At 32.1% G+C, this 15,716-nt stretch carries 29 protein-coding genes; 9 read left to right on the forward strand and 20 right to left on the reverse strand.

The window, feature by feature from the left end; genetic code table 11:
- Nucleotides 1–2: 2 nt before the first annotated feature.
- Nucleotides 3–866 (reverse strand): aldo/keto reductase, encoded by an 864-nt coding sequence (locus tag BM203_RS01235; protein WP_090092110.1) that lies wholly within the window; start codon nt 864–866, stop codon nt 3–5.
- 1,608 nt (nt 867–2,474) lie between these two features.
- Between BM203_RS01235 and BM203_RS08385 the strand changes: the two genes are divergently transcribed.
- The 3 genes from BM203_RS08385 to BM203_RS08710 all read left to right on the forward strand — a co-directional run bounded on the left by BM203_RS08385 (nt 2,475) and on the right by BM203_RS08710 (nt 3,523).
- Entirely contained in the window at nt 2,475–2,615 is a 141-nt protein-coding gene (locus BM203_RS08385; protein ID WP_159428275.1) for a hypothetical protein, read from the forward strand.
- Nucleotides 2,616–2,700: 85 nt separating this feature from the next.
- Complete coding sequence (locus BM203_RS01240) at nt 2,701–3,282, forward strand: DUF6287 domain-containing protein (protein ID WP_090092111.1); 582 nt, start codon at nt 2,701–2,703, stop codon at nt 3,280–3,282.
- Between the two features lie 175 nt (nt 3,283–3,457).
- Nucleotides 3,458–3,523, forward strand: a complete 66-nt coding sequence (locus BM203_RS08710) for an Arm DNA-binding domain-containing protein (RefSeq protein ID WP_322867486.1) — start codon at nt 3,458–3,460, stop codon at nt 3,521–3,523.
- A gap of 55 nt (nt 3,524–3,578) precedes the next feature.
- On the opposite strand, the gene BM203_RS08390 is transcribed toward BM203_RS08710, so the two are convergent.
- The 7 genes from BM203_RS08390 to BM203_RS08480 form a co-directional block, all read right to left on the reverse strand.
- Complete coding sequence (locus tag BM203_RS08390) at nt 3,579–3,737, reverse strand: hypothetical protein (RefSeq protein WP_159428276.1); 159 nt, start codon at nt 3,735–3,737, stop codon at nt 3,579–3,581.
- Between the two features lie 8 nt (nt 3,738–3,745).
- Entirely contained in the window at nt 3,746–3,955 is a 210-nt protein-coding gene (locus BM203_RS01245) for a hypothetical protein (RefSeq protein WP_090092113.1), read from the reverse strand.
- A 12-nt stretch (nt 3,956–3,967) separates the two neighbouring features.
- The gene (locus tag BM203_RS01250) at nt 3,968–4,471 is read right to left on the reverse strand and encodes a polymorphic toxin type 50 domain-containing protein (RefSeq protein WP_090092114.1); all 504 of its coding nucleotides are present in this window, start codon (nt 4,469–4,471) and stop codon (nt 3,968–3,970) included.
- 384 nt (nt 4,472–4,855) lie between these two features.
- Nucleotides 4,856–5,368: a DUF2335 domain-containing protein gene (locus BM203_RS01255; RefSeq protein WP_228150136.1), complete on the reverse strand. Its 513-nt coding sequence runs from the start codon at nt 5,366–5,368 to the stop codon at nt 4,856–4,858.
- A complete protein-coding gene (locus BM203_RS01260; protein WP_090092116.1) occupies nt 5,368–5,568 on the reverse strand; it encodes a hypothetical protein in 201 nt (66 codons plus the stop codon). Before BM203_RS01260 ends, BM203_RS01255 begins: the two co-directional genes overlap by 1 nt.
- Before the next feature lie 174 nt (nt 5,569–5,742).
- Nucleotides 5,743–5,928 carry a hypothetical protein gene (locus BM203_RS01265; protein WP_090092118.1) on the reverse strand — a complete coding sequence of 62 codons (186 nt, stop codon included), beginning with the start codon at nt 5,926–5,928 and terminating at the stop codon, nt 5,743–5,745.
- Between the two features lie 140 nt (nt 5,929–6,068).
- Nucleotides 6,069–6,209 carry a hypothetical protein gene (locus BM203_RS08480; protein ID WP_090092120.1) on the reverse strand — a complete coding sequence of 47 codons (141 nt, stop codon included), beginning with the start codon at nt 6,207–6,209 and terminating at the stop codon, nt 6,069–6,071.
- Nucleotides 6,210–6,644: 435 nt separating this feature from the next.
- Between BM203_RS08480 and BM203_RS01275 the strand changes: the two genes are divergently transcribed.
- The 4 genes from BM203_RS01275 (at nt 6,645) to BM203_RS01290 (ending at nt 8,267) form a co-directional block, all read left to right on the forward strand.
- On the forward strand, nt 6,645–6,809 hold the full coding sequence (locus BM203_RS01275; protein WP_228150135.1) for a type II toxin-antitoxin system HicA family toxin: 165 nt from the start codon (nt 6,645–6,647) through the stop codon (nt 6,807–6,809).
- Nucleotides 6,810–6,880: 71 nt separating this feature from the next.
- Complete coding sequence (locus tag BM203_RS01280; protein ID WP_090092122.1) at nt 6,881–7,279, forward strand: type II toxin-antitoxin system HicB family antitoxin; 399 nt, start codon at nt 6,881–6,883, stop codon at nt 7,277–7,279.
- Nucleotides 7,280–7,553: 274 nt separating this feature from the next.
- On the forward strand, nt 7,554–7,748 hold the full coding sequence (locus tag BM203_RS01285; RefSeq protein ID WP_090092124.1) for a type II toxin-antitoxin system HicA family toxin: 195 nt from the start codon (nt 7,554–7,556) through the stop codon (nt 7,746–7,748).
- A 102-nt stretch (nt 7,749–7,850) separates the two neighbouring features.
- On the forward strand, nt 7,851–8,267 hold the full coding sequence (locus BM203_RS01290; protein WP_090092126.1) for a type II toxin-antitoxin system HicB family antitoxin: 417 nt from the start codon (nt 7,851–7,853) through the stop codon (nt 8,265–8,267).
- Between the two features lie 165 nt (nt 8,268–8,432).
- Here the strand turns inward: BM203_RS01290 and BM203_RS01295 are convergent, their stop codons facing one another.
- From BM203_RS01295 to BM203_RS01335, 12 genes are all read right to left on the reverse strand, one after another.
- Nucleotides 8,433–8,627 carry a hypothetical protein gene (locus tag BM203_RS01295; protein ID WP_090092128.1) on the reverse strand — a complete coding sequence of 65 codons (195 nt, stop codon included), beginning with the start codon at nt 8,625–8,627 and terminating at the stop codon, nt 8,433–8,435.
- Nucleotides 8,628–8,991: 364 nt separating this feature from the next.
- A complete protein-coding gene (locus BM203_RS01300) occupies nt 8,992–9,696 on the reverse strand; it encodes a phage scaffolding protein (protein WP_090092130.1) in 705 nt (234 codons plus the stop codon).
- A gap of 121 nt (nt 9,697–9,817) precedes the next feature.
- Nucleotides 9,818–9,982, reverse strand: a complete 165-nt coding sequence (locus BM203_RS08485) for a hypothetical protein (RefSeq protein WP_165777870.1) — start codon at nt 9,980–9,982, stop codon at nt 9,818–9,820.
- On the reverse strand, nt 9,957–10,757 hold the full coding sequence (locus BM203_RS01305; protein WP_103716079.1) for a hypothetical protein: 801 nt from the start codon (nt 10,755–10,757) through the stop codon (nt 9,957–9,959). Before BM203_RS01305 ends, BM203_RS08485 begins: the two co-directional genes overlap by 26 nt.
- A gap of 219 nt (nt 10,758–10,976) precedes the next feature.
- Entirely contained in the window at nt 10,977–11,123 is a 147-nt protein-coding gene (locus BM203_RS08395; RefSeq protein WP_158592389.1) for a hypothetical protein, read from the reverse strand.
- Between the two features lie 339 nt (nt 11,124–11,462).
- Nucleotides 11,463–11,549 carry a YjcQ family protein gene (locus BM203_RS08715; RefSeq protein WP_415576431.1) on the reverse strand — a complete coding sequence of 29 codons (87 nt, stop codon included), beginning with the start codon at nt 11,547–11,549 and terminating at the stop codon, nt 11,463–11,465.
- Nucleotides 11,518–11,688, reverse strand: a complete 171-nt coding sequence (locus BM203_RS08400) for a hypothetical protein (RefSeq protein ID WP_159428277.1) — start codon at nt 11,686–11,688, stop codon at nt 11,518–11,520. The genes BM203_RS08715 and BM203_RS08400 overlap by 32 nt, the downstream gene beginning before the upstream one ends.
- 109 nt (nt 11,689–11,797) lie before the next feature.
- The gene (locus BM203_RS01315) at nt 11,798–12,016 is read right to left on the reverse strand and encodes a hypothetical protein (protein WP_090092135.1); all 219 of its coding nucleotides are present in this window, start codon (nt 12,014–12,016) and stop codon (nt 11,798–11,800) included.
- Nucleotides 12,017–12,032: 16 nt separating this feature from the next.
- Complete coding sequence (locus BM203_RS01320) at nt 12,033–12,206, reverse strand: YjcQ family protein (protein WP_090092137.1); 174 nt, start codon at nt 12,204–12,206, stop codon at nt 12,033–12,035.
- A 120-nt stretch (nt 12,207–12,326) separates the two neighbouring features.
- On the reverse strand, nt 12,327–12,530 hold the full coding sequence (locus BM203_RS01325; protein WP_090092139.1) for a hypothetical protein: 204 nt from the start codon (nt 12,528–12,530) through the stop codon (nt 12,327–12,329).
- A 794-nt stretch (nt 12,531–13,324) separates the two neighbouring features.
- Nucleotides 13,325–13,927, reverse strand: coding sequence for an ADP-ribosyltransferase (locus BM203_RS01330; RefSeq protein ID WP_090092140.1), 603 nt, complete (start codon nt 13,925–13,927; stop codon nt 13,325–13,327).
- Between the two features lie 571 nt (nt 13,928–14,498).
- The gene (locus BM203_RS01335) at nt 14,499–14,708 is read right to left on the reverse strand and encodes a hypothetical protein (RefSeq protein WP_090092142.1); all 210 of its coding nucleotides are present in this window, start codon (nt 14,706–14,708) and stop codon (nt 14,499–14,501) included.
- A gap of 252 nt (nt 14,709–14,960) precedes the next feature.
- Here BM203_RS01335 and BM203_RS01340 point away from each other — a divergent pair, with 252 nt between their 5' ends.
- The gene (locus BM203_RS01340; protein WP_090092144.1) at nt 14,961–15,320 is read left to right on the forward strand and encodes a helix-turn-helix domain-containing protein; all 360 of its coding nucleotides are present in this window, start codon (nt 14,961–14,963) and stop codon (nt 15,318–15,320) included.
- Complete coding sequence (locus BM203_RS01345; RefSeq protein ID WP_090092145.1) at nt 15,304–15,711, forward strand: M48 family metalloprotease; 408 nt, start codon at nt 15,304–15,306, stop codon at nt 15,709–15,711. Before BM203_RS01340 ends, BM203_RS01345 begins: the two co-directional genes overlap by 17 nt.
- The last annotated feature ends 5 nt before the right edge of the window (nt 15,712–15,716 follow it).

Below are 15,716 nucleotides of genomic sequence, written 5' to 3' on the forward strand. Positions count from 1 at the left end.
AACTACCCCTTTTTATCTACTTTTTGTATCATATCATAAATACGTTGTACCGCAGCTGGATCTTGATGATCGAAGAATTGACTTTTCTTTTGATCTAAAGAATTAATTAATGTAACTTCTTTAGCTGTTAATTCAAAGTCAAAAATATTACTATTTTCAATTATTCTTTTTTTATGAACAGATTTCGGAATAACCACAATTTTTCTTTGAATTAGCCATCGTAGAATAACCTGACTGACTGATTTATGATATTGTAGACCAATTTTAGTCAACAAAGAATTACTAAAAAGTTCATTTTTTCCTTCAGCAAAAGGAGCCCAAGCTTCTGGCTGAATCTTTTTTTCTTTTAAAAATTTAACTGCCTTAGATTGTTGCATCCATGGATTAATTTCAATTTGATTAATAGCTGGTTTTATTTCATTATACAACGTTAAATCTAAAATACGATCTGGCTCAAAATTTGAAACTCCAATTGCCCTAATTATACCTGATTTATATGCTTCTTCCATTGCACGCCAGGAACCATAGACATCACCGTATGGCTGATGAATTAAATATAAATCAAGGTACTGCAATTGTAATTTATTTAACGACTCTTTAATTGCTCTTCTAGTTGCTTCATATCCTGTATCGGATACCCAAAGCTTAGTGGTAATAAATAAATTTTCCCGTGATACCTTACTATTTTTAATTGCTCGTCCGACTGCTGCTTCATTCCCATAAGAACTTGCGGTATCAATCAGGCGATAGCCTGCTTCAAGTGCTGACAAGACAGATTTTTCCACCATTTCTGCATCAGTAATTTGAAAAACTCCAAAGCCTAAAAGTGGCATTTCAACTCCATTATTTAATTTCACTTTTTCCATGTCTTTATTCCTCAATATCTTTTTAATCATACTTTTTAGGTATTATAGGCCTTGGTGTGGGGACTAAGGCAAGCTAATATTTTTAATTACTCATATCAAATTACTAGTTCATATAATGCTGCTTTAAAAATAGATTATGTCAAACTTATTTAATATCTACCTGCAATACAGTAACTTTTTAGATAATTTTCCACAATAAATACAATAGTTAGATTAAGTGAGCGTTAAAATAAAAAAAGCCCGAAAAGAAATAATCTTGTGGGCTTTTTAATATCAAGGAATTATAGATAAGAAGTTGCTTCCAGATGAAACGATGACTTTTACAGTAGAATATTTATCTTACTAATACACTTTCTGCTTACTCTTTTTCTAGTTTCTGTTAATTCCTCCATAAAACCAATGTTAAGAACACCTTTTTATTTTTAAAAGTTTTTCTTATAATACTTTATAATTGATAATACTTTCAATTACTACGGCAATAATTAGACTTATTATTACAGTTTTAATTATTATTTTTGGTCTCAAATCGATTTTTGTTTTAATTGTCCAATTACCCTTTGATTTTTTAAATTCATAAATTTTGTTCATTGTTATTTTTCTTTTCATAGTACACTAATTTATATACAACAGAAACCAAACTCTTCTTTGTTGTTATCATCTATAAATATTTATAAGCTTTTTACCATATAGTTGCAATTAAACTCACTTTTTTCCCAAAAATGGGAAATACTTTAGTCTAGTTCCAATAATCAACGCAATTCTTTTATCGTTAATGCTATTTTCTATTAGGTTTTCGCTTAGTTGCAGCATTATTTAGCCAACTTACCCTCGCCTAAATTTACTAATAGTAGAAAAATAGATACTTGATTGCATAATTTTTAGCTTACATAAAAAACTACTAAGAGAGACCATTCTCTTAGTAGCTATGTTCAAATTTATCAATAAGGAAATCGATAAATAGAAATAAATCTCTAGTTGAACAATTATAGTTTAACATAAGTCGCAACTTAAAGATAGGAAATTATAGAGCAATTGTTAATACCAAAATAAACTATACTTAAAAAGTCGCTTTATTATTCAAAACAGTGCATTTTTAATTTTTTACCGTTTGTAATCGTTGATATTACAAGCTTTTTAAAAGTATTTAAGGAGATTAAAGTGATTAATTTATATTTTTGTATAAAAAGAAGCCCTACTAAGGGTAATATAACTCCTAAGTGTGGAGCTATCAAATGACGGTAACTTAAACGTTTTTATATTGGCCTGCAATCTGACTCTGTAAAGATTTATTGGTCTTGCCCAGCTCACCTGTCTTGGTTTTCATTGCTTCTACATAAGCGCCATGTAGGCTCATGACCTTGTCAATTTGTTCATCGGGTTAAAGCTAATTTTTTTAATTCTTCATGTTTCATATTTTTCCTTATTTCATGTTTTCCTCCAAGCAAAAGCAGGGCGCTCGGACTGTCAAGGGACGAGCGCTCCTTGCGCTGGCTATCACTTGATAGCAACGACTAACAGTAGTATTATTAATTAATATAAGTATTATATCAGTCAAGGTAATCACCCTCGGATAATGCAATCCAACTTGTTGGATTAAGCTAAGGAGAGGTGATTACTTTTTTTGCTAGCCAGCGCAAGAAATCCTTTAAGGTACCTATGAATAAAATCAAAGAAGTTCTTACTAAACATAAGGAATTAACCTTTGATTTTAATGAGTATCGTGATACCTTGTATATTGAAGAGCATTAAAAAAACAGCTACTAGAGCTGTAATGTAAAACATTAAATTTTCTGCCCATAGCTTCAACCTATGGCAGATTAGAGGGAGATTAATTATGAAAAAGATAGTAACTGCAGCATTCAGTACCCTATTAATGGGTTTAGGTCTGATAACTACTAGTAGCACTATAATTAATGCCACAGTAGCTACAAACAATAGCACTTCAAAAATAAACTTTAAACAAATTAAAAAGGGAGACTACACTAGCTTATTAGGTAAATGGAAGCAAGTTGCAGGAATGCACAATGCTTATGATGGTAGAGGTATTACTTGGTATAAGTTAGATCCTAAACATCCGATATTTAAGTTAAAAATCACAAAACATCAAATAAAAGAATTTAGTGGAGATGGAAGAACTAAATTTGAAACTTTTCATGGAAAATATATTACTGTCAAATCTGCCTCTGGTAAGGGATACGAAAGTGCTAAATTAAAATGGTCTAAAAATAATCACTTCTTTGGAGCTAGTGAAAATGTCGGAGCAATCAATTATGCTATTACATTTTATCCTAAAAATGTTCCAATTTACGATGACAAATATCATAGAAAGCAACCTAAGGAGATAGATAATAAAAAAGATCGTATTGAACTTTGGTGTAGCAATATGGGGTCCGTGCAAATTTTTCAACGGAATTAGCCGATTACGAATAAAACAAAAAAGCCCTTAAGAACTCGTCTGGAAAACTATTCTTAAAGACTTCACATGTAAACAATTAGCCAAAGCTTTTTTTGTCTACCCTATTTTAGCAAATTTTAAAGGGGAAATAAATATGGCGTATTTTAAAAAACGCGGCAACTGTTGGTAAGCACAAGTGTCGTGGTATGACGCAGACAATACTAGGAAGTATAAAACAAAAAGTGGCTTTGCCACCTCCTAGCAATATGCCACCATCTAACACTGGTGAAAACGTAAGTCCTTTAATGTAGCCATCATCACTTAGCATCTGTAGCGTGCGAATGAATTATTGCTGAGATATAATCGAAAGTATCAGCTTTCAATATATTAGGGTCTGCATCTTGACCATTTTCATAGCAATATTTTAGGTAACTCAATATTTTGTAAGCAATTGTAAAATAATCGTTGTTACTCATTACTCTACCTATGCTGGTACTGCACTAACTACATCCGAAATCCAAACCTGATTTTCATAAGTATCTCCAACAAAAACCAATTCAGGTTCATCATCATCTTCGTTTAAAATATCTTGGACAAATATCGTCTTATGTCTACCATTTTTTAAAATAAACTCAACATTTCTACCATAAAAATGTTGATCAATTTCTTTAATCGTCATTTTTCTAGGATCCAAATCATTCACCTTCTATATTATTAATCCTTTTGGCTTTTGTGGTGTTAAATGACAACCTTTACGCTTAGTATAACTTATTCTGCCTTCCTTGGTATAGTATAATTTCCCGTCTATGTCTGCCCATTTACCAACATACGTTTCTGAGGTAAAAAATACTTGTTTTCTAAAGGACTTCTCTGATAAATTTCCATATTTATTTATCATTGTTTGAGCTTCTTCATAAGATATAGTCAATTCACTTATTGGCCGTTTACGACCTTTAGCATAATTATCAAATTCTTTTGTACCTCTTACGTGTTTATTATACCCTTCAACATTAAGTTCGTTCCATTCATATTTGCCATCCTTTTTTGGTTTAGCCTCTTTTGCGTGATTCTCTAAACTGTTGCCCAAATTATTTACGTATTGCTGTTTCCACTCATCAAAGGTCATGTTTTCAACATACGTACCCTTACCAGTTTCAGGGTTACGTGCCCATCTTTCGGAACTATCAAGCAAGCCCTCAATGTATGGCATAGTTGTGCATCTACAATAAGGATGAATTAACGGATAATTAACGCCGTCTTTTTTGCCGTACGAAAGTAATAAAAAAGCTTGTAATCATTGATATTACAAGCTTTTTAAACATATTTAAGGAGAGTACAGTCTAATTTATTAAAAATAAATAATTTAACCATCTCACAATCACTGAAATATCAATATTTATAAATTGATTGATCATAATTAATAACAACTAATTACAAAGTCGGCGAACATTTTGGCGAGCATCACACTATGCTTTTAATTCAATCCTACGTTGTCCAACATATTCTGAAATGTTTTCTATTTAAAAGCTTGAATTAGCAAGTTTTATAGCACACAAAAAAGCCACTCAGAATCTATTCTGAATGGCATTTAATTTTAGTCAATATTATCGTGATCCTTATTGTTAGTTAAATCGTCATTTCCCGATAACGTATCAATATTATTAGATATAGAACCCATAAATGTAAAAAACGATATTAGTCCTGATGCTCCACCAAAATAAGGATGTCCATTCATAATTAAATAAACTGCACCTATAGTAAAAAAGAGAACAAAGCAACCTGTTATAATCAAACTAACCCAAGCTAACCTTCCACGTCTTCTTTGACGTTCTTCTTCTAATTTTCTTCGTTGCTCAGACTCTGCAATACCATTATCAATAATCTTTTTTGCGGCTCCTTTATAAAGTGCCTCATATCCAGCTAACAACTTCGGGTGAGGAATTGGACCTGAATACATCGACATTGCCGCAATGATATGTTCCTGCTCATCCTTTGGAATATCAGAATTTTCAACTTGCTTAATAATTTCTTTGTCAAGCTCTTGCCCTTCCTCATTCTGATTCAAAGTTTGATCAGCTTTAATGTTAATATTCTGTTCCTGACTCATTATTTAAATTTTGATGTCCCATAATCTAAAATTCCACGTCTTAAATCATTTCCTACGTTAATCCAGTCTTGTTCAATAAAACCCCCTATAGGAGCCTTTAAAGGTGTTTTATTATGGCTGTAATTATGTCCTGTTCTATTATAAGATACACTTAAAAGCTTAGTAGCTTTTTTAATTATAATGTTCAATTCAGTAAACATACTAATATACCTCCCTTAGAACTTAGAAAAATACTAATTTCTACATCTAACTCTACACATTGCAAACTTATTTGTAAACTATTTTTTGTTCTTACAATCAATCTTAAATTAATTATAAAATTAGTTACAAAGAAAAAATAAACCATCCCAAACAGCAGTCCATAGTGGCTTATTTTATTTGTTCAATTCATTTTCGCGTTGTGCCACATATTTCTTAATGGTTTCCAAGTCTTCTTGAGTGGCTAAATTTAGAATAAAACTTTTAGCAGTCGAGCGTTTATTTAAATAGCGCTTGCGCTCTTTATTTTTGCTATCCCACTTTCGATTGGCTTTTTCTCGTGCTTCAGTCAATTTGTTCATTAAAATAAAACCTTTCTTATCGTAAATAATATTATTGCTATAATAATTGCCAAAAATGCAGATGTATAATATTTCTTTTCTTTATCACTCATGTTATTATTTAGATGACAAAGTAGTGAGGACTTATCCTCACTACTCAGTTATTTCAAAAATGCTTTTACAAGACTTCTGATAAGCCTTAGTAACTCAACTACTGGGGCTGACCAAGCTGCTATTGCTGTATATTTAGCAATTTTAGCTTGAGTTTCTTGTTGAAGCATTTTTTTCTTTTTCTTTGCCACCTATTTCTCACCTCCTTACATATTATATAACACACTATCGAGCGTATATTGTAAATAATATCTGACAATTAATTTATATTTTTATACATGAAAAATAAGCACTCCAGGAATTACTCCCAGAGTGCTTATTTAATATTTTGTAAAAAAGCGCTTTTTTTAAATTTTCATTAGTAAATTTACTTCGTAATTTGCAAAAACCAGATTTTTTAACAAATTAAAATTAAACGTAATTTTAAGCACAAAAAAGCCACTCACGTTACTTCCTGAATGGCTTTTATTTTTCAATGTAAAAATAACTCGACCAATTAAAGATAGTAAGAGTGCTGACCATTATAACACATCAAAAAATCAAAACTTTATTTTTAGTCCTATTGACTTTTATACGTAAATTACGTATAAAAGTTATATAAAGTTGAGAAGGGAGGAATAACAGATATGACAATGAAACCACAACAAATAGTAAAATTGTTGATGAAAAACGGTTTTGTGAAAAAACGCAAGAATGGAACCTCACATTTAATAATGTATAACAAAAATAAAAATATCTCAGTTCCAGTTCCCATTCATGGCGGCAAAGAATCACGCAAGACGCAATTCTGAAAGAAGCAGGCTTAAAATAAGCCTTCTTTGCTATATCTGTTATCCTTTAAAAAATAGAGGTGTAAAAAATTATGCAAGAAAAAGATCTATTAACATATCCAGTAGTTATTTGGGCTGCTGAAAAAGGCTATAATGTTTTTGTTCCAGATTTAGGGGAAAAAGGTCTAGCGACACAAGGAACCAGCTTAGATAATGCTATCTATATGGCAGGCGATTTAATTGGCTGTATGCTAGCTGATACCACCAACTATCCGAAAGCAACACCGCTTAATGAAGTTGACATTCCTGCCGAGGCTAAAAAAGCAATCACAACACTTGTACCTGTCAATATTAAAGATTATAGAAAACGGGCATCAAAGACAGTCAGAAAAACAGTATCCTTACCAGAATATTTGGTGGATTTAGGAAAAAAAGAAAAAATTAATTTTTCTAAAATTTTAACTGAAGCATTAGAAAGCAGATTACTATAACTAGACCAGTACCAACTTTACATAATGTGCATTATCGGAAATACCTAAAAAATACTACTAAGTCAAGGCTGATAATTGCCCATGATAAAACTTTGTGAAATTATCATGTTTCACACTTAATAATCCTAATTTTATAGGGTTCCTTTTTTCGTCCAAAATACAATTTCACAAAGTATACCAATTGCATAAATTCCTTGTTGTGCTAAAATACGTATATAGGCGTATTGTTTATTTGTGAATAAAAAATAATTATGCACGTTAAAGGAGGAAAAATATGACGGAACATAGCGCCAAAGAAATCATTAACTTAATTAAGAAAAAGGGATATGAAGAGCATCATACAACTGGTGACCACCATATCTATAAGAATAAATCCGGAAAAATGATTTCTATTCCCTACACTCACTTGAAAGATAGTATTAGCATTGGGACGTATAAATCAATCGTCAGAATGCTTGATAGTAAGTAATTACTTAAAAAGACAGTCATAACTGTTTTTTTTTATTGACTTATATGCGTACTAATGCGTATAATATTGTTAATAAAAAATAAAAAGAGAGGTAAAATTAAAATGTATAAAGGGACAAAATACTACAAAGAAAAATTTTATACATATCCTGCGGTACTAGATGATTCTGAAAATGAAAAAGGTACATATACTGTAACGTTTCCAGATGTGCCAGGTGCTATCGGAGAGGGAAAAGGTATTTCTGAAGCTATTGCCAGTGGTAAAGAGGGCTTAGAATCTATTTTGATTGCTTCAAATGAGCTATATACTAATAGTCCAATTGAAAAAGTAAAAAAAGACAATCCTAATAAAATTGTCACATATATTTTAGCCGATATGGAAGAAGCTAGAGAAATCACTAAACCAGCGACTGTTAAAAAGAATACAACTATCCCAAGAGATTTAGCCATTAAAGGTGAAAAAGCAGGAGTTAACTTTTCAAAGTTATTAACTGATGCTTTACGCGTTAAATTAAGTTAAAAAAGCGGGTGACTTTTTTAATTTATCAAGGATTTTTTGCAAAAAAATCAAAAAGATGTATAATACTTTTACTCCGATGTTTTCGGTCTTAACTTTATAAAAAAGACGCCTAGATTAATTTCTAGGCGTCTTTTTTATAAAGTTTAATTCATCAATAATGTCTGGTTATAGTATCCAACAATTTTGTTCTTTATCGAACTCTAAAGTGCCGTATTTCTCTTCGTCTAAATCCTCGCTGGTAGCAAAGCGACGAATGAAACTCTTGGCTTGTGACCTGTAGACTAAATATTTTTTTCGGTCTTTATTCTTCTCGTCCCACTTTTTATTAGCACGTTTCTTTGCTTCACTTAAAGTCATAATAATTCACCAATTTCGAATAATATTATTCCAAGCAAGATAGCAATTATTGCTGATCTATAGTACTTTTTTCTTTATCAGTCATGTTATAATAGATAGCAAAGAGTGGAATTTAGCTCCACATCTTTTGGTTATTTACAAAAGGCTTTAGCAATTTTTTCATTTGATTCTTGTTGAAGTCTTTTTTGCTTCTTTGCCATCTATCTCTCACCTCTTTACATATTATATAACGCACTACATAACGTGTACTGTCAACTATTTTTTTAAAAAAAGCCACCCTAGTTTTACATAGAGTGACTTCAAAAAGGAATTAAATCATGCGATAAAAATTTAATTCATATTACATTCGTATATAAGTATACATCAACTATTTAGTTAATGCAATATTTAGCCCGCTAAAACCTTTGGTCAAATCCTTAGCAAACTTGGCTTTTGATATGCCAATTTTAGGCAAGTATTGCCAAGGGTCAGTATGGTCTGTATTACTGTAGCCATGTTGCACAAGCCAAGAGTGGGTTTTGATGCCACGATATGAATTAGTGTCTAGAGCTAATGGTATGCCATACTTTTTAGCTGACCATCTGAGCCAGTTTACATAGTGTTTGTAGGCTTTTAGGGCTCGTCTGTGATTGCTGAACTCGCACAATTCAATCTGGACTGGTGCCAAACTTTTAGCAGGACTACCAGCACCCCAAGCTACATATCCAAGTTCTCCCACTTGATATATGCTTTTGTCGTCAATTACCAAATGCACGTAAGTCTGGCTAACATTGATGCCATTTTTCATGTTGCGGGAAATAGCCCAGGCTTCTCCATTTGGTGTAGCGGTTGAGTGAGCAATAATAAGTTTCGGTGTTGCCAGTTGTGAACTTCCTTCATTGTCACCAGTTTGCTTTTTGAGCGTCTTTAAATCCTTGTCACGCTCTGCAATTTGGCTTTGTAGCGACTCATTGATCTTGCCTAGCTCATCTGTCTTAGCTTTCATTGCCTCAACATCAGCGCCATGTAGGCTCATGACCTTGTCAATCTGTTCATCGTTTAAAGCTAATTTTTTTAATTCTTCACGTTTCATCTTATTTCCTCTTTCGCAATCTTTTACGTGGGGCGACCACTTTCAAGGTATAAAAAATAAGCCTTTTTACGCCATGCTCAGGGCAAATTTTGAGTACAAAAAAAGCAACTAGAACAGTTGCTTAAATATATTTAATTATTCCATTTTCATTGGGCTTGCATGATTGATTCATTGTTTTTTGATATTCATCAAATTCTTCTTTAACCCAATTAGGAGCATTTTTTTCTATTACCGCACCACTGTCAGTATAGTGCCAGTATTTATATCCCTTTGGTATGTCCAGCATTGTTTATTACCTCCAGTGCCATTTTTTCAAAGTAAGCTTTGAACTCTTTTGCTTGGTTTCCAGGCGTTGATCCATATGCTTCTGCCATTATCTCTGCAAATGGTTCTGCTAAACTATTTGATTTCATATAACTACTGTAAGCATAATCACTTATTTTTTTAATGTCAATAGTTTTTGAATCTTCTTTCATCTTGCCAAATATTGCGGTAGAAAAATCACTGCCTGATAGTTTTGAAAGCTGTCTATCAATATGATGAGAAAACTCATGTAGCATCACATGATTTGCATCCGAATTGTTTGAGAGCCAATGACTTTTTACCATTTTACTTACTGAGTCTTTAAGCTCTGCTTCACTTTTAAACCATTTGACATTTAAACCAAATTCATACGGCATTTTGCTTTTAACATATGAGGAATAACAAGCAATAGTATTGCCCATTTTGGAAGGAGGATATGCTGTTAATGTTGGTATTTTATCTGGCAGTGCATCATACAGATTACTGAATTGTCCAACAGTCTTTATTGTTTCTTTAAGTGCTGTTCTAGACAACTTAGTACGACTGGTTTCTTTTAACTGCATTCCAAATTTATCAGTAATATACTGCCTCATTTCAAGCTCTGTAGCCTTATCAAGATTGATATCATGAAACGGCTTAGGTTTTAACAAACTAGCAGTATAGCCCTGTTTCTGTCCATCGACATATTGCTTTTTCCACTCATCAAAGGTCATGTTTTCAACATATTCACCCTTACCAGTTTCAGGGTTACGTGCCAATCTTTCGGAACTATCAGGCAAGCCCTCGATGTAAGGAACTGTTGTACACCTACAATAAGGATGAATTAACGCCATCTTTTTTGCCGTGCGTTTGCCGTGCGAAAGTAATAAAAAAGCTTGTAATTATTGATATTACAAGCTTTTTTAAAATATTTAAGTGAAGAAGCTTTACTCTATTTTTATCGTTCCATTTTTTATTAGCACGTTTCTTTGCTTCACTTATTTTGCCCATAAAATTATTCCGCCAATAATTGCCATAATTGATATTAATAATAGCAACCGTTTTGGGTAAAATTGAAAATTAGTTTTAACAATACCGTTTTTATTTTTTAGGGGCCTTTCCCGATGGTAATAATAGTTTTTCATTGTAAATTCCCTCCATAGCATTTATAATTAACTTAGATATGGCAAAGAAGGCAATGCCTTCCTTGCCTGTCTTGTTTCTCGTATGAGATATGATATTCAAAAGCTACAAAATAGAGGTTGATTCTGATGGTTATCTCTACTGTAGCTTTTTTCTTTTTCCGTTTTTTCATATCTCTCACCTCCTTACATATTATCAACAACATTTTTTAAATATAATCAAAAAAATTTCTATTTAAAAGTTTGAATTAGCATACTATACAGTAAAAAAACAAGCCTTTTTACGCCATGCTTGGGGCAAAATAAAAAGCAGCTAATCAGCTACTTAATTCTTTTACTAAATTATAAGGGTAGCCAATCTCTGACTTCTTTTAATAGCTTATACAATCTTGTCATGTCAGAGTTTTCTGATAAATAACAACCCATCATCTGTTATAGGACTAGTTTCTAAAATATTTACTGTCATGTGATTTTGAAAATCTATATTGAAAGCTCTCTCATCAACATAGCCCTTTTCTATCAAGTCTTTTAAAACATTGATGAATTTTTCTGAACCCACATTATTCATTATCTTTTGTAACTATTCTGGATCAATCCTTACAATATTATCATGACATTCTTTAAAATACTGTAATATTTTATATGTAACAGTTTCATAATCATTTTTCAGCATGTTTTTATACACCTCTACTCGGTATCGCACTAACTACATCCGAAATCCAGATATCATCTTTAGGCTCATTTGCCATAAACAGTAACTCTGGTTGATCATCAGATTCATCTTCAATTTCATTAACAAAAATTGTTCGCTTTGTACCGTCTTTCAATGTAAAAGTTACTTTTCTAGCTCTAAAATTGTCTAAAATCTCAACTAATGACATTTTATGTGGATCCATACTTATCTTCCTTATTTCAAAATTCAGGAATAGTTCCTTTAATATCTTTCAACGTATTTTTGACACGTTCCATCATTGAATTACTGAATAAGTATTCAATTCCTTTCGGAGTAATTTGCACATTGTCATATTTAATGGACTTACCACCTAATGTGTTAATAAATTTAATACCTACAATGTTAGCCATCATTATTAATATTGGTCAAAATATAATTCCAATATTAATCATTATATTGACTAGCAATTTCATTCAATTGAAATATACTTACCTTGCTTCAAGTAATCAAGCATTTTAGAATTACATATACAATTATCTTGAGCTATAAATTTCTTCTAACTTTCCTAAATTTGCGTCTTCGTTAGATAACCAATCTAATTCCTCAACAGTTAGTTGATCTAACCAATCAGGCATGTTGAGATTATCATCTTCTTCTTCAGTAGGAAAATTATCAGCTGGTGTTTGTTTCAACTGCTTAGCTATCCACTTTTTTCTATCCTTAGTTGGTTCTTTCATTAGACTAATCACCTATCTTTCCAAATTTAACCCCATATTTATTAGCAAATTCTGCTAAAGTAGCTTCTTGAGCTACAACTTCATTATAACTCATATGATGATTCTTCTTTAGTCTAATACTGTAATTTAAATTGTCGTTTTTCTTAATTTTTTTATCAGACTAGATATACCAATACATACTATCATCATGACCAATAGTTAATCCCATTGCAGCAGTACCATTTTTAGATACTTAGCTTAAAGCGACTATATCACTTGGATAAGCTCGATAGCAAAAATAAAGTTTTTCAGAGCAGTTTATGTTGTAAACTATTCCTACCAGTTTCTACCCTATAATACTTATATCTCATCTGTCTTGGTTTTCATTGCCTCAACATCAGCGTCATGTAACCCCATGACCTTGTCAATCTGTCCATCGGTTAAAGCTAATTTTTTTAATTCTTCACGTTTCATCTTATTTACTCTCTCGCAATCTTTTACATGGGGCGACCACTTTCAAGGTATAAAAAAAATAAGCCTTTTTACGCCATGCTCAGGGCGAAATAAAAACCAGCTGTTACTTTAAATTCTAACTATAGATTTTGATCTTCTGGCAAACCATATTTTTTGTTTGCCGCCTTAATTTGTTCTCTTAATTTTTTATGGTGCTTATTGTTAAAGGCTGAATCAGGAAGATTTTTAGCAAACTTAATTAACTTCTCTGCTTTCTTTCTTCTTCCGTTTTAGGGTGATCTCTACCAATTACTTTGGCTCCACCAGGTAAGTGCCAGCGTAAATCTGAATAAGGTTTCTTTTTAATCAATTTCGTCAACCTCCAATATAATCTGTTCGCCTTTAGTATAACCTTTTAGAACTTTGAATTTTGTATTACGCCAAAATAATACTTCTTTTTCTTCAGTCAGTCCATAATCCGATAAAACAATACCGTTTTGACTATTATTAATAATAATCTGAACGTTATCATTGTTATTATAAATTCCTTTACTAGTAGAAGTATAACTAGGTTCTACGGCTACTTCTCCTGGTTTCCATTTTTTCAAGAAATCAACCAAGTCATCTTTATTCCAAAAACTAAGTGAGCATTGCAAAGGTTTATCAGACTGACATTTAGGTAACTTGCTTAAAGCTGAGTCAAGATTTGCAATATTTGTCTTGTCATAATCACTCAGTTCTAAGCCTCTGCGTAATTTATCATTAACCTTATACGACCATGATGAAAGATAGTTGGTTAAGCCTTGCTTTTCTGCTGCTGTCAGACTTGTGACCATTCTAGTCTGTTGGCCATATTGTTTCTTCCACTCATCAAAGGTCATGTTTTCAACATATTCACCCTTACCAGTTTCAGGGTTACGTGCCCATCTTTCGGAACTATCAGGCAAGCCCTCAATGTATGGCATAGTTGTACACCTACAATAAGGATGAATTAACGGATAATTAATTCCGTCTTTTTTGTCTTTCCGGTCAAAAATCTAAAAAATATTTTTGATATCAATACCAGTAACTACTTAACATTAGCAAAATTATCGCAACGGTTAGCTCAATAATTGAATATTTAACAATAATGACCTTTTTAAAGGTTAAATTATTTTTTTATTTCTTTTTTACCGTACAAAAGTAAATAAATAAGGTTGATTTTTTTGAAAGACTTTTTGACTGACCTGTCTTCTCACAGATAACTGTTCAACCATAAAGCTGGTGAGGACTTTAATCGGTGTATCTACGATAAGATGCAAAACCTGCTGGAATACAATTTGTTCGCTGTTCGAAGTGTATTCAATAGAGTCTATTTAATCAGTGTAAGGACAGACTGATTTAAGCAGGACTACACTTTAAAGTTGAATAGCTGAACTAGATACAGGTTTGGGAGACGATACCATTTAAGTTCTAGTTGATGTTTCAGGATACATTTGAGAATAAATTTAATTTCGCAGCCATAGCTAGCCTGAGAGCTATGGCTTTTTCTAATACTTAAATTTCAATTCCCAAAATTTCAGCAGCAGCTTTCCTGATTTCTTGAGATCTTTTTGCTGGATCGCCTGAAATAGCTTTGCTAAATTGAAATTCATTGGTATTGCAATATTTAGCTACTTTCCTCTTGGTAGTATGATGTTCCTTACTTGCAACTTGAAATTTAGGCTTTAATTCTTCAGCGTTTTTTACTAAAGCTTGCTCGACCATAAGGCCACCTTTTTTCTAAAATTAATCAAGTTCTTGATTAATTTTAGACTAAGGTCTAATATATAATCATGACAAATAAGCAGAAAAGCATTGCTATATCAATCTTTACTCGCCAAAGTTTCTGAATTGATAGGCTAGTTTTTTCTTGCTTAATTACCTGATGACTTAATAATACCACCATAGTCTAAAATTGTAACAATTTATTTTTATTTTGGTCTAATTATTTTAGTCAATAGTCGGAGGAATACTATTGTGGCACTACTTGATACCGTTAAAATAATGGCAAAAAAACATGGTTATAGTCTTACAGAATTAAACGAAAAAGCTGGACTCGGCAAAAATACAATATATAGTTGGAAAACAAAAACTCCTTCTACAGAAAATCTGCAAAAGGTAGCTAAAGTCCTGCACACGTCTACTGATTATCTTTTGGGAAATACAGACGATCCCTCGCCTGCTAACAATGAAGGACGTAAAAATATAGATATTTCTAATACAGATAATATTTATTCTTACAATGGTCAACCAGTACCTGAAGAATACCTTGATGTAATCAGAAACTTAATGGATTCTGATTTTAGAAAGGGGCGAAAGAATGGAAAATTTGATTAGCTATCTTTTGAATTACACTTTTGATCGAGGAGTAAGCTATGCTCTAGTGGATAACGCCAAAGACACAGACCCATCAGTTTCATTTACTGATTCAAAAAGAATGGTCATTAATTTAAACTGGAAAAACAAAAAAGAACTCCCTTTCATAATTGGTCATGAAATTGGACACTTCGCAAACGGTGATTCTGGCAAGTTTTATTATCGGAACTTCAATACTCCAGTTGAGCATCAAGCAGATTTGTATTCGTTGAACCTAATCTTTGACTACGCCACTCGACAATATGATTGTTTTAATGAGCCAAGTGAATTCATGCAAGCATATGGTATACCGGTACGCATGTATGATGATGTGGTTGAATTATTTAGAAAACACAATGATTTATTGTTTTAAAAAGA

This window comes from Lactobacillus bombicola, from assembly GCF_900112665.1.
Classification (GTDB): domain Bacteria; phylum Bacillota; class Bacilli; order Lactobacillales; family Lactobacillaceae; genus Lactobacillus; species Lactobacillus bombicola.